Origin of the sequence: Paenibacillus sp. FSL H7-0350, from assembly GCF_038593195.1 — a bacterium.
Taxonomy (GTDB): domain Bacteria; phylum Bacillota; class Bacilli; order Paenibacillales; family Paenibacillaceae; genus Paenibacillus_AQ.
Map to the genome: position 1 here is coordinate 3925671 of NZ_CP151972.1, position 12602 is coordinate 3938272.

At 55.4% G+C, this 12602-nt stretch carries 10 protein-coding genes; 5 read left to right on the forward strand and 5 right to left on the reverse strand.

Annotated elements, in window-relative coordinates; translation table 11 throughout:
* Nucleotides 1-181: 181 nt before the first annotated feature.
* From NYE24_RS17900 to NYE24_RS17910, 3 genes are read right to left on the reverse strand one after another with little or no spacing between them, the layout of a single operon-like run.
* Entirely contained in the window at nucleotides 182-1036 is an 855-nt protein-coding gene (locus NYE24_RS17900) for an ABC transporter permease (RefSeq protein ID WP_342476319.1), read from the reverse strand.
* Entirely contained in the window at nucleotides 1036-1848 is an 813-nt protein-coding gene (locus tag NYE24_RS17905; RefSeq protein ID WP_342476320.1) for an ABC transporter permease, read from the reverse strand. The genes NYE24_RS17900 and NYE24_RS17905 overlap by 1 nt, the downstream gene beginning before the upstream one ends.
* A 2-nt stretch (nucleotides 1849-1850) precedes the next feature.
* The gene (locus tag NYE24_RS17910; protein WP_036692092.1) at nucleotides 1851-2633 is read right to left on the reverse strand and encodes an ABC transporter ATP-binding protein; all 783 of its coding nucleotides are present in this window, start codon (nucleotides 2631-2633) and stop codon (nucleotides 1851-1853) included.
* Nucleotides 2634-3013: 380 nt separating this feature from the next.
* Between NYE24_RS17910 and NYE24_RS17915 the strand changes: the two genes are divergently transcribed.
* The 3 genes from NYE24_RS17915 to NYE24_RS17925 all read left to right on the forward strand — a co-directional run bounded on the left by NYE24_RS17915 (nucleotide 3014) and on the right by NYE24_RS17925 (nucleotide 7379).
* Nucleotides 3014-4606 (forward strand): histidine kinase N-terminal 7TM domain-containing protein, encoded by a 1593-nt coding sequence (locus tag NYE24_RS17915; RefSeq protein ID WP_342476321.1) that lies wholly within the window; start codon nucleotides 3014-3016, stop codon nucleotides 4604-4606.
* A gap of 325 nt (nucleotides 4607-4931) precedes the next feature.
* Nucleotides 4932-5777: a DUF72 domain-containing protein gene (locus NYE24_RS17920; RefSeq protein WP_036692086.1), complete on the forward strand. Its 846-nt coding sequence runs from the start codon at nucleotides 4932-4934 to the stop codon at nucleotides 5775-5777.
* A 117-nt stretch (nucleotides 5778-5894) separates the two neighbouring features.
* On the forward strand, nucleotides 5895-7379 hold the full coding sequence (locus NYE24_RS17925; protein WP_342476322.1) for an alpha-amylase: 1485 nt from the start codon (nucleotides 5895-5897) through the stop codon (nucleotides 7377-7379).
* A gap of 381 nt (nucleotides 7380-7760) precedes the next feature.
* On the opposite strand, the gene NYE24_RS17930 is transcribed toward NYE24_RS17925, so the two are convergent.
* Entirely contained in the window at nucleotides 7761-8369 is a 609-nt protein-coding gene (locus NYE24_RS17930; RefSeq protein ID WP_036692081.1) for a biotin transporter BioY, read from the reverse strand.
* A gap of 225 nt (nucleotides 8370-8594) precedes the next feature.
* Here NYE24_RS17930 and NYE24_RS17935 point away from each other — a divergent pair, with 225 nt between their 5' ends.
* Nucleotides 8595-9407 carry an ATP-binding cassette domain-containing protein gene (locus NYE24_RS17935; RefSeq protein ID WP_342476323.1) on the forward strand — a complete coding sequence of 271 codons (813 nt, stop codon included), beginning with the start codon at nucleotides 8595-8597 and terminating at the stop codon, nucleotides 9405-9407.
* On the forward strand, nucleotides 9404-11059 hold the full coding sequence (locus tag NYE24_RS17940) for an ATP-binding cassette domain-containing protein (protein ID WP_342476324.1): 1656 nt from the start codon (nucleotides 9404-9406) through the stop codon (nucleotides 11057-11059). The genes NYE24_RS17935 and NYE24_RS17940 overlap by 4 nt, the downstream gene beginning before the upstream one ends.
* Before the next feature lie 470 nt (nucleotides 11060-11529).
* On the opposite strand, the gene NYE24_RS17945 is transcribed toward NYE24_RS17940, so the two are convergent.
* The gene (locus NYE24_RS17945; protein ID WP_342476325.1) at nucleotides 11530-12594 is read right to left on the reverse strand and encodes a hypothetical protein; all 1065 of its coding nucleotides are present in this window, start codon (nucleotides 12592-12594) and stop codon (nucleotides 11530-11532) included.
* Between the last annotated feature and the right edge of the window lie 8 nt (nucleotides 12595-12602).

Below are 12602 nucleotides of genomic sequence, written 5' to 3' on the forward strand. Positions count from 1 at the left end.
TTTTGTAAGACAGCCTGACACAGCATGATTGCGCTCTTGTTGCTATATGCATACAGCTTGTGCCTGGCAGCTTCTCTATCTCCCGCCAGGGTACAAACCGGATGTAACAGTTCCAGGGTTGCGGATATTGCAATTACAGGCACTGCGATTACGGGTGCAGCGGATACTACGCGAATTAACACTACGTCCGCCGGGAGGGGTGCCACTTGATAAATACCTTTTCCAGCCGCTCCACGACCAGGTAAAAGATTACTCCGGCAATCGCAGCAAGCACGATGCAGGACCAGCCCAGCGGCATCTTGGCCACCTTGATGGAATTCGAGAGCAGATAACCCAGCCCCCGCGAGGAGAAGAAGAACTCCCCGACAATCGCCCCGATCATGCTCGCTGTAGCGTTGATCTTCAAGGCAGTGAATACATAAGGCAGACTGTTCTGAATCCGCAGATGACGGAATACCGCCCGCTTGCCTGCCGCATAGGAATGCATCAGGTCCAGCGCCAGCGGGTCTACAGCCGCCATGCCCTTGTAGGCATTGATCGCCATAGCCGCCATCGTGGTCGCGGTCACAATCGCCGCCCGCGAGCCGATGCCGTCTCCGAACCACAGGTTCATGATCGGGGCAAGCGCCACAATAGGCACGGCATTGAGTGCAGCTACCATCGTGAGGCTGCCGCCGCCCCATCGGGGCCAGGCTGTGGCAGCCAAGGCAATCAGGAAGCCGCAGCCGGAGCCGATCAGCATACCAAGAACAGCTTCAGTGAGGGTATACCCGGTGTAAGAGAGCAGCAGACTGAGATTATCCCGCATCGCTTCAGCGATGGCGGAGGGCAAGGGGAGCTGATATTTCTTCAGATCGAAGATACGGTGAAAGATCTGGAGCTCCCACAGCAGCAGGAACAAAACTCCGGCAAGCAGGGGCAGCACGAACCCGGGGTTCAGCCATCTCAGGAATTTCCACGGATCTCTGCTTTGATCCGTATCTGTCGTAATAACGTTGTTAGAGGACGAGAATTCGCGAACCGTATTGATGTCCATTAGCGGCTGCCTCCTTGAGGACGGAATTCCGGCTGCCAGGGGGCTACCAGACGTTCCACCAGACTCATCAGCCAATAGCTGGCCATACCCAGCAGAGCACCGACCAGCACCGTGGACCAGAACATATAGGTATGGGAGGGTCCATAATAGAGATTGCGGAGCATAATAACCCCGATCCCGCGCTGCGCACCCATCAGCTCGACCAGAATTGCGCCGGTTACAGCCAGCGGCGCCGCAATCTTCAGACCGCTGAACAGCCCCGGCAGTGCTGCCGGGAAACGCAGCTTCCAATATACAGCCCACGGCTTAGCGGCATAAGAGTGCATCAGCTCCAGGGCCGAAGGGTCCACACTCCGCAGACCGCGCAGCATATTCAGCGCCACCGGGAAGAAGGTGATATAGCCGGAGATGATGATCCTCGACATCTGCTCATCCCGCACAATCCCGTATATGATCGGCGCTAGCCCCAGAATCGGAATCATCTGCGAAGCAACGGCATACGGGAAGGCAAGCTGCTCTATCATCCGGGAGAGGCTCATCAGCACGGCCAGCAGCACTCCGGAGAGCGCGCCAATCAGAAAGCCCACCCCGGCATTGCCGAAGGTGGCTCCCCCTTCCCGGAGAAGGGTGCCGCTGTACTGCCACAGGGTGAGCGCCACCTCGTGGACATAAGGCAGCTTGGACTGGGCCAGCGGCGTCTTCGCCACATGCAGCAGCCACCAGGAGACCGCCTCCCACAGCACCAGCAGGCCGCCGATCCAGACAAGCAGCGGCAGTGTACGCCCCCGCATTAACGCACGGTTCAGCTTCATAGCTACACCCCTTCGAAGCTGTCGCGGATACGGGCAATCAGCTCGAAGAACTCCGGACTGTTCCTCATGTCCGCCGTTCGCGGACGCGGCAGCGGAATATCAACGACTGCCGAGAGCCTGCCCGGATGCGGAGACAGAACGAATACCCGGTCCGACAGGAAGATCGATTCGGGAATACTATGGGTAACGAACACAATCGTGCTCTGCACCTTACTCCAGACGGAGAGCAGCTCTTCATTCAGCCGCTCGCGCGTGAATTCATCCAGCGCCGAGAACGGTTCATCCATGAGCAGAATTTCCGGCTCCATGGAGAGTGCCCGGGCAATGGCTACGCGCTGCTGCATCCCCCCGCTGAGCTGCCAGGGATACTTGTCAGCGAACCCCTGCAGGCCTACGAGATCCAGCAATTCCAGCGCTTTGTCCTCACGGATCGATTTCTTAACGCCCAGCAGCTCGAGCGGCAGCGTAATATTATGCTTGACCTTCCGCCAGTCATACAGCACCGGACTCTGGAACACAATGCCGTATTTCTGGGCCAGCCGGGCCTCCTTGGCGCTTTTGCCTGCCACCATGATATTCCCTGCCGTTGGTGTGATAAGATCTGCCATCAGCCTCAGCAGCGTAGTCTTTCCGCACCCGGAAGGGCCCAGAAGGGAGACGAACTCCCCCTTGGCAATATCAAGACTTACCTGATGCAGGGCCAGCACATCTGCCGTCTCCGTCTGGTAACGCATTTCGACATGCTCCAGCTGTATTTCAGGAATTGTTGCTGCTACTAGTGACATCTCCAGTCCCCCTCCATCCCTGAATCTATTTAATGTTAATTAAAATAACATAATAATCGCGTCATTATCGCGTTTTCCGTGCTTTTAATTTATTCATGTAGGATTAATTAACATGTTACACTTTGCCTGCTAATCCCACATTAGACAAAGCGTAAGATTGAGGCTGTGAAATTCCGTCACTTTGTCTAAGGGGCCGCTTACAGTGTAAATAATAGAACGGATTGCCGATAAAATAGTAAGTAACCATAAGTGGAAACGGCTGCGCCACCCCGCCATGTCATCTTCGCGGATGTGTGCTATCCTTTACATGCATGTCATTTTGTGTCCAGGAGACTATTCCCAATGTCCTATGCTCATCCCAACCCATGGAGGCATTCCCCATGGCATCTATGATTTCCAACTACATTATTATCGTTTCGATCTCCGGTGTGCTGAACGCCTTGCTCGCCCTGTTTGCTTTTTACAGGAAGACTGACTTCTCGGGTCTGCGCGCATTCATCGTCAGCTCCGCCGCCTCGGCGGTATACACATTTGCCTTCGCACTTGAACTCTCAGGGAACTCGATGGAACAGATTAAGTTCTGGATCAAGCTGGAGTATCTCGGAATGCCGTACATCGCGCCCTCCAGTCTGCTGATGATCATGCATTTCGTAGGCTTAGAGAAGCTGGTCTCCAAAAAACTGCTGGTCTTCCTCTACTCCGTCCCCATGATCTCCACGGTGCTTGTCTGGACCAACGACTCCCATCACCTGTTCTATAAGTCTATCTACTTCCGGGGAGACGCACCTACACCGCTGGTGGATATCGTCATGGGGCCCTGGTATATCGTGCAGGGCAGTCTGACCTTCGGCTGTATGCTGGCCGGTATGTGCCTGATCCTCTGGCGCTGGGGGCGGATGCGGCGGGCTTATCTGCGGCAGATGCTGATTATTTTTGTCGGACAATTCCTGCCTGCGCTGGGGGCCTTCCTCTATCTGATGGACCTGACTCCGTATGGAACAGACCCTGTTCCCGTTGTGATGAGCGTAACCTCGTCCCTGTATATATGGGCCATTCTGTCCAGAGGGATGCTGACTGCCGCGCCGATTGCCCGCGAGAATCTGTTCGAGAGCATGCGCGACGGCGTACTGGTCATGGACCTCTCCGACAAGCTGGTGGACTATAACCGGGCCGCTGCCGAGATGCTTGAAGATCTGGATGCTGCCGCCATCGGCCGCCCGCTGGCCCAGCTCTTCCTGCCTGCCGGCAAAGAGGCGGTCGATTATGTAATGAATTCCAATCCGCAGATCAGTGAAGAGCAGGAGCTGGTGTGGCATTCCGGCGGAGAAGTCCGCTATTATCAGGTCCGTTCCTCCCCGGTGCAGAAGCATGACGGCCATCTCGCCGGGCGGATGATCATGCTGATCGATGTTACTGAACGGACCCTGCTCCAGGACAAGCTGCTACAGCTCGCCACCATCGACAGCCTGACCGGCATCTACAACCGGACCCACTTCATGGAGCTGAGCCGCCAACGGCTGAAGGAAGCTGCCGGCTCCGCCGCCCCTTTCTCGGTCATCCTGCTGGATATCGATTTCTTCAAGAATATTAACGACCGCTACGGGCATCAGCACGGGGATATGGCCTTACAGCATGTAGTAAGCGTATGCCGCCAGCATGTCCGGGAGGGGGACGTCTTCGGACGGTACGGAGGTGAGGAATTCGTCTTAAGCCTGCCGGGAGCCCCCTTGAAGGAAGCGGCCCTGATCTCTGAGCGCATCCGCAGGGACATCGAGCAGAGCACCTTCTCCACCTTCACCGGAACCATTAAAATCACAGCTAGCTTCGGCGTAACTGAAGCCTTCCGCCGTTCGATCTCACTGGAGGAGCTGCTCTCAGAAGCAGACCACGCCCTCTATTCCTCCAAGCGGAACGGCCGCAATAGCGTTCATCTCTATGGCGTCTCCTCCATCACCCGCTTCAAGCCCGTGTGATGGAGGCAAGCCCTCTTTTCCTGCCCCGCGCGGCACCTCCTGCTTTCTCTGCGCATATCAAGTAGAAACGTCTTTGCCGTCCTTTTAAAGGACGGTACCATAAAAATTCTTATATTTGAATAAAAGGCACCCGCCGGGTATATCTGCCTGCTCTTTTGGTGATACCAGCTTCCATAGCCCCTTTTTCTCTCCAGTTCTTTCCTGGTTCCGCACTGATTTCCGTCATTCCTGTTCTCCTGTTGTTTGCATAGGCGGGTATTCAGTTTAATAAGAGTTAGCCGATCCGTTCGGTCTTAATTCCGGTAGTTGTGAGGGGGAGGGGACTATGATCAAGATTGGGCTGACCGGCTTCGGAGACCATGAGGAGCTGTACGGCAAAATCAAACCCGCCGACCGCCTGCCCGCCTACAGCGCCCATTTTCCCATTGTGGAGATTGACAGCTCCTTCTATGCGGTTCAGCCGGTCCGAAATTACGAGAAATGGGTGAATCAGACGCCGGAGGCGTTCCAATTCATTGTGAAGGCTTATCAGGGAATGACCGGACATCTGCGGGAAAAAAAGAATTACTACGATACGCCGGAGGAGATGTACCGGGCCTTCCATACCTCTATCGCTCCTGTCCGCTCAGCGGGGAAGCTGGCGATGGCCCTGTTTCAATTCCCGCCCTGGTTCGACTGCACCAAAGACAACGTGGATTTCCTGCGTGAGGCGAAGGAGCTGCTGCTGGATGTGCCCGCTGCCATCGAATTCCGTAATGATTCCTGGTACAGCCCTGAGATGCGTGAGCGGACCCTCCGTTTCCTGGAGCAGGAAGGCTGGATTCATACGATAGCCGACGAGCCGCAGGCAGGTTCCGGCTCCGTCCCGATTGTCCCTGTCGCCACCCGGCCGGACCTCACCTACGTGCGGCTGCATGGGCGCAACACCGCAGGCTGGAACCAGAGCAGTCACCCGGACTGGCGCAAGCTTCGCTATCTGTACTGCTACAGCACCGAGGAACTGACGCAGTGGCGGGACCGGCTGCTGGAGCTTGAACAGACCTGTAAGAATATTTACGTGGTATTTAATAATAATTCTGCCGGGGATGCCACTCCTAATGCTCTAGAGCTGCAATCGCTGCTCGGGATCGACGGCGGACTGGCCCCGCGCCAGCTGGACTTGTTCACCTGATGTACAGAGGTCTACATATATCTCTTCTACTCCTTGCTGAAGCGCCAGCATTACCAGAATCTCCAGATCAGGGTAACCGTCGGAGTTGTCTTACACATGTAAAGGAGGCCTACCTATATGAAGAGAAATCATACTATGATGCAATTTTTTGAATGGCATGTCGCGGCGGACGGAGAACACTGGAAACGCCTGGCCCAGATGGCCCCGGAGCTGAAGGCGGCGGGCATTGATTCGGTGTGGGTCCCCCCTGTGACTAAGGCCGTCTCGCCCGAAGATACCGGCTATGGGGTCTACGATCTCTACGACCTTGGTGAATTCGATCAAAAGGGCGATGTGCGCACAAAGTACGGAACCAAACAGGAGTTAATCGACGCGATTGCCGAGTGCCTGAAGAACGGCATTGCGGTCTACGTGGATCTGGTCATGAACCATAAAGCCGGAGCGGATGAGACGGAGGTCTTCGAGGTCATTGAGGTGGATCGAAACGACCGTACCAAGGATATCTCCGAGCCGTTCGAGATTGAAGGCTGGACCAAATTCGATTTCCCGGGGCGCGGGGATGAATACTCCAGCTTCAAGTGGAATCATACTCACTTCAACGGGACCGATTTCGATGCCAAGGAAGGCCGCAGCGGCGTCTTCCGGATTGACGGCACGAATAAAGGCTGGAATGAGAATGTGGATACCGAATTCGGCAACTACGACTATCTGATGTTCGCCAACATCGATTACCTCAATGCAGATGTGAAGCAGGAGATGCTGAACTGGGGCAAATGGCTGGTGGATACGCTGCAATGCAGCGGATACCGGCTGGATGCAATCAAGCATATCAACCACGAGTTCATCAAGGAATTCGCCATGGAGATGAAAAAGAAACGCGGCGAGGATTTCTACATCGTCGGTGAATTCTGGAACTCCAATCTGGAGGCCTGCCGCGAATTCCTGAACACTGTCGATTACCAGATCGATCTGTTCGATGTCTCTCTTCATTACAAGCTGTACTCCGCTGCACTGGCAGGCCGGGACTTCGACCTGACGCATATCTTCGATGATACGCTGGTCCAGACACATCCCGCGAATGCTGTCACCTTCGTCGACAATCATGATTCCCAGCCTCATGAAGCGCTGGAATCCTGGGTGGGCGACTGGTTCAAGCAAAGTGCCTATGCCCTGATTCTGCTGCGGCGCGACGGATATCCCGTGGTCTTCTACGGGGATTATTACGGCATCGGCGGCCCTGCCCCGATGGAAGGCAAGAAGGACGCCATCGATCCTCTGCTCTGCGCCCGCTACACCAAGGCGTACGGGGAGCAGGACGATTACTTCGACCATCCGAACACCATCGGCTGGGTCCGGCGCGGCGTTCAGGAGATCGAAGGCTCCGGCTGCGCTGTAGTCATCTCCAACGGAGACAACGGAGAGAAGCGGATGTTCGCGGGCGAAACGCGCAGCGGGGAGGTATGGGAGGACTTCACCCATAACCGTGAGGAGTCCGTCACCATCGGTGAAGACGGCTGGGCCGTATTCCCGGTGAACGGCGGCAGCGTCTCCGTCTGGGCCTTACCCGAGCCGAAGCCGGCCGATGCCTGCGCGGAGGAGTAAGCTTGTAAAGATAAAGAATGCCGTCCCTGTGATTAGGGGACGGCATTCTTTTATAGCTGTGAAGCGGATTCACTTCCCGGGCAACAAACCTCCCATTTTATCCACATATTATCCACAAAAGAAATATATTGCTCTTTATAAACGAAAACAAGCTACTTATTTGCTCATCTGGTACTCACCCGGCCCACTTTCAGCTCCAACAATGGGATTTATCCCCGATGTTATCCACATCTTATCCACAACATGCACAACATCTGATGAACTCTACAGAATTTCTATTATGAATAACGCAAAATAGGCGAATCCACGCCACGGGGGCTATGAATTCGCCTATTTATGCTGTGCAAGACATAGCTTGCAGTTAGCATTTGCTTCTGTTGGTTAGCGGCTTGTGGTTGTGTTATCCCCGTCAGCCCAGACGCCTGTGTCATTGTTCAGAATACGTTCGATCGGATATACCTTCCATACTGCGGTTACTACAGCCGAACACAGGACTGCTTTGAGCAGGTCGCCCGGAAGAAACGGCCACATGCCAGCCGTCAGTGCCTTGCCGAGTGAATCCATGCCTGTAGAATAGGCAAGCCATCCCACACCGCCCGGATAAACTAACAGTGCCCCGAAGATAAAGTTAACGGCCAGCAGCTTCGCGAAGGTGTATTTGTCCTGCTTGATGCGTTCGGCGAAAAAGCCAATCAGCCAGGCCACGAACGGCCAGGAGAAGATATATCCGGCGGTAGGGCCAACCAGGACCGCTAATCCTCCGCTTCCGCCCATCACCTGGAATCCGGCAGCAGCGAGTCCGATTACGATCAGTACAGCAAGTGCCCCGTAACGGGCCCCAAGGATAGAACCAGCCAGCATTACCGCGAGGGTCTGCATGGTGATGGGTACCGTGGAGAAGGGCAGCGAGATTTTTAAATAACTCAGAGCTATCATGACAGCGGCAAATAAAGCGCTGAATATCAGGCCGCGGGTTGTCCATTTCTTCATGGCCGGGAGGTTCCCCCTTTTTTTTAAAATATAAGAATTTATATGTTTCACGCTACAAATTATCCTTCTATTTCCCGCAGAAACGGTACCGTCCTTTAGAAGGACGGCAAAGCCGTTTTCACTTGGGATCACTATAACATCCCCCTCCAGATACATCAATCCTGAAAACTTTGTTATAATGGGTAGCAATTGTTGACTAGAGCTGGACGGAAAGCAGGCATGAGGATGATCAGGGCGCATAATATAAGCTTGTCTGTGCGGGAGGGGCAGCATCGCCGTACGGTACTGCAAGGGATTAACATTCATATAGAGCCCGGGGAATGGGTAGCACTCACAGGGGCCAACGGCTGCGGCAAATCCTCGCTCATCCGCTCCTTCAACGGACTGAATACCCCCTCGGGCGGCAGTCTGTCCGTGGCCGGACTGGACCTGCGCCTGCCGGAGAACCGGACGGCTGTGAAGCAACATGTGCAGCTTGTATTTCAGAATCCCGAAGCACAGACGGTGGGCTCCACCCCCTTCGAGGATATCGCCTTCGGGCTGGAGAACCGGGGACTGGAACGGAAGCGGATGATTGCACGAATCCATGAGATTCTACAGCAGGTAGGGCTAAGCCATAAAGCAGAAGCAGAGGTATCCACGCTGTCCGGCGGAGAACGCCAGCGCCTGGCGGTAGGCTGCTGCCTGGCACTGGAAGCCGATATGATCATTTTCGATGAGGCCACCTCGATGCTGGACCCTGAGGGAAGATCAGATATTCTGGAGCTGGCCCAGGGGCTATGGCAGGCGGGGACTACCATCCTCTGGGTCACCCAGCGGATGGAGGAGCTAGCCGCAAGCCCGCGCATCGCGGTGCTGGGCGAGGGACAATTGCTCTATGACGGCAGCCCGCGCAGCCTGTTCTATACCTCGGATCTGCCGGAGACACTCGGCTGGCTTCCTTCTCCGGCTGTCCGGGTCGGGAAGCTGCTGCTGAAGCAGGGCTGGCCGCTTCATCTGCTGCCGCTGACCGGGCAGGATCTGGAGGAGCTGCTATGAGAATTCATACAGAGCAGCTCTCCTTTTGCTATGAAGGCAGCAGGCCAGCGGTTCATGAGATCTCTCTTGATATCCCTACAGGTACGCTGACCGTCCTCTGCGGAGTGAACGGGAGCGGTAAATCTACGCTGCTCCGTCTGCTCGCGGGTCTTGCACAGCCTTCCTCCGGGCAGATACTCTACGATCACGGGAAGAAGACGGACTCCAAGACCGCCGAAGCAGTATCCATGGTGTTCCAGCAGCCGGAGACGCAGCTGTTCGCGGTTACGGTACATAAAGATATCGAATACGGCCTAATGGAGCGCGGGGTGTCCAAGGAGAAGCGTCCAGAGATCATCGCCAGCGCCCTGGCGAAGACCGGGCTGGCTTACGATGAATTCGCCGGGCGCTCACCCTTTCTGCTTAGTGGAGGTGAGAAGCGGCGCGTATGTATTGCGGGAGCCCTGGCCGTAGAACCCGGACTCCTGATTCTGGATGAGCCGACCGCAGGGCTGGACCCGCAGGCAGCGCAAGCACTGCTCGAAATGGTGCAGCAGCTGCGCAGCAGCGGCCTGACCCTGATCATCGGCACCCATGATCTGGACAGCTTCCTGCCGGTTGCAGACAAGGTCATCGTGATGAAGCAGGGCGCTATTCATTATGACGGTCCTGCTCCGGCATTGACTGCCGACCCCGGCCTGCTGGCAGACGCCGGACTCACGCCCCCCGTCTATGCTTCCATGGGACGCAGAGCAGTGCAGCATGGCCTGCTGGGAGCAGTCCCGGACAGTCTGGAGGAGCTGCTGGCAGGGCTGGAAAAGCACCCGCTGCCTATCCCGCAAGCAGACAGCAGGCACGCAGACTCTGGCGACTCTGCACGCAGTGGCGCTTCAACATCCGGCAGCCCAAGTCGCGAACAGGACCCTCCACGCAGATCTGGCTGGCAAGGCCTTGATCCCCGGGCCAAATGGCTGGGGATGATTCTCGGCTCGCTGGTCCTGTTAGGGATGAACACTCTGCTTCCGCTGCTGCTTACCACCGGGCTGCTGACCGGGCTCGCGGCATCGGCTCGCATCTCCTGGCGCCGGGCCTTCCGCTTCTTCCGCCCGTTCCTGCTGATGTTCCTGTTCCTCTGGCTGCTGTCCGGCCTTAGCTGGAGCTCTCCCGACCTCGTACTCGGGCCGCTCAGCTTCAGCTATGCAGGACTGGAGCGCGGGGGAATTAGCGTGCTGCGCTTCCTGCTGCTGATTGCCCTGGGCTTCCTGTTCACCGAGACGACCACCGGAGCCCCCTTGCGCGAGGGTCTGGAATGGGGCATCGCTCCACTGCGGACCCTGGGCATCCGCACCCGTAACTGGTCGCTTGCCGTATCCGTGACCCTGCAGTTCGTGCCGTGGATTCTCGGCAAGCTGGCCCAGCTGCAGCTTGCGCTGGGCTCACGCGGAATGGCCCGCTGGTCCCCGAGGCAGATCGCCCTAATCATCGTGCCTCTGCTGATTCTTGTCCTGGGCATGGGCGATGAGCTGGCGACAGCCGTAGAATCACGTGGTTATGATCCCGCCAAGCAGCGGACCCCCGTCTATCAGCTCCGCTGGAGCAGGCGTGATACACTGGCAGCGATAGGTATCCTGGCTGTTGCAGCTACACTGTGGTGGGTAGCCCGGATTAGCTGAGCGGATGCGGAGCGAGTCCGCGAACAAAATCACCTTAGCGGATGGATCATGCGATAACTTATACGTGCTTCGCAGCTAATATAGTTAAACCCGCCTTACCTATCCACCTACTTGTGGGGCATTCAGCTAAATCAGGGGCGCTAGCGCCCCTGATTTTTGCTCCATTGACCTTTATTCGGCCTACGCTCCTTCGCGTCAGCCCATTGCTGATTGTATGCTGTTTTTGGCATACATTCGGCCCGTGCCCCCTCTAGCTGCCCATTGTATGCTGTTTTTGACATACATTCGGCTCGTGCTACCTCTCGCCGTCCAATGTATTCGGTTTTTCTCATACAATCTTGGTACACCATTTACTCCTTTAGCATGCGTCCGAGTACTCCCCCCAACAGCGCACACTCCTAATCAAAAGCAAGCCGCCCCCCCAGCTATCGGAGAGGGCGGCAACTTTTTTGCAGCTACAGCAGCTTTAATTACTTCAAGGTACTCGCAAGGACCGAGATATCACCGGAGGAATAATCCAGGAAATACGCTGTTTTCGACTTCACATTAGCGTACAGGAATTTGGTGGTGCCATTCTTCGGCCATTCCTGATTCTTCAGCAGCGCCGCGCCCCCCTGAGAGAATAGAGACCATGAGTGCCCCTGCAGATCCCCCACAAAAACCTGACCGTTAACCGCTCCCGTAACCCAACCGGAAATGTCGCCTTCCTCTTTGAAGATTTGTTGTACTGAAGCCGTTTCTTTGCCGGTAGCTTTGCTGATTAACCGGAAGACCTTCTGAGCCTCATCGGCTGAAGGACGGCTGACATTCCCCGGTACGGGCTGATAAGTGTAGGAAGTGTAGGCCGCATAGAAGTTCCCGCTGGATTGAATGGAGAAGTCCGTATTGAAGTCCTTGATTACCGTCTCATTTCTTGAATACAGATTAACCAGCTTCACCAGATAGTCCGTGCTCATAATGCCCTGTGCCTGATACTTAACCGCCAAATACGGGTATCTCTGAAAATCCCAATCCATTACAGATATATTCTCATAGCCCTTATCAACGAACTTGGCATTGTAAGTTACATTCGGCTTCGCCCAGGGATACTGATAGAGGCTGAAGGTATTCCCCGCTTGGACCATGATCCGTTCATTGGTTTTACCGCTTGGAGCTACCCACTTCACTTTATCCCCTGCCGTTTTAAGCGGGATATCCGTTTTGCTGAGGAGACGTCCACTAGAGGAGAATACGGATTTCGATATTTTAGTGCCCTTGCCTTGTTTAAGCAGCACAATTTTCGGGGGACTGCTCATCACCTGTAAGTCCAGGATACGGCTGGAGTCCTCTGATATCGTAATCGCAGTGTTTGTATGTAAGTCAACGATATCGGCTTTATTATTCACATGATCCACAAGTGCCACTGCATTTCCGCTAACCCATACCACATCGGTCTGCTCATTAACCGGCTGCTCTTTGGGACCGGCATTCGCCGGACCGGCGGAAATCAGCAGGCCCATAGTCAACGCAGAAATAACTAATACCTTTTTGAACATAGAATAAT

Bases quoted from the DNA above. Each gene is read 5' to 3' on its own strand.
- NYE24_RS17900 (WP_342476319.1), bottom strand. From the start codon at position 1,036: ATGGACATCAATACGGTTCGCGAATTCTCGTCCTCTAACAACGTTATT.
- NYE24_RS17905 (WP_342476320.1), bottom strand. From the start codon at position 1,848: ATGAAGCTGAACCGTGCGTTAATGCGGGGGCGTACACTGCCGCTGCTT.
- NYE24_RS17910 (WP_036692092.1), bottom strand. From the start codon at position 2,633: ATGTCACTAGTAGCAGCAACAATTCCTGAAATACAGCTGGAGCATGTC.
- NYE24_RS17915 (WP_342476321.1), top strand. From the start codon at position 3,014: ATGGCATCTATGATTTCCAACTACATTATTATCGTTTCGATCTCCGGT.
- NYE24_RS17920 (WP_036692086.1), top strand. From the start codon at position 4,932: ATGATCAAGATTGGGCTGACCGGCTTCGGAGACCATGAGGAGCTGTAC.
- NYE24_RS17925 (WP_342476322.1), top strand. From the start codon at position 5,895: ATGAAGAGAAATCATACTATGATGCAATTTTTTGAATGGCATGTCGCG.
- NYE24_RS17930 (WP_036692081.1), bottom strand. From the start codon at position 8,369: ATGAAGAAATGGACAACCCGCGGCCTGATATTCAGCGCTTTATTTGCC.
- NYE24_RS17935 (WP_342476323.1), top strand. From the start codon at position 8,595: ATGATCAGGGCGCATAATATAAGCTTGTCTGTGCGGGAGGGGCAGCAT.
- NYE24_RS17940 (WP_342476324.1), top strand. From the start codon at position 9,404: ATGAGAATTCATACAGAGCAGCTCTCCTTTTGCTATGAAGGCAGCAGG.
- NYE24_RS17945 (WP_342476325.1), bottom strand. From the start codon at position 12,594: ATGTTCAAAAAGGTATTAGTTATTTCTGCGTTGACTATGGGCCTGCTG.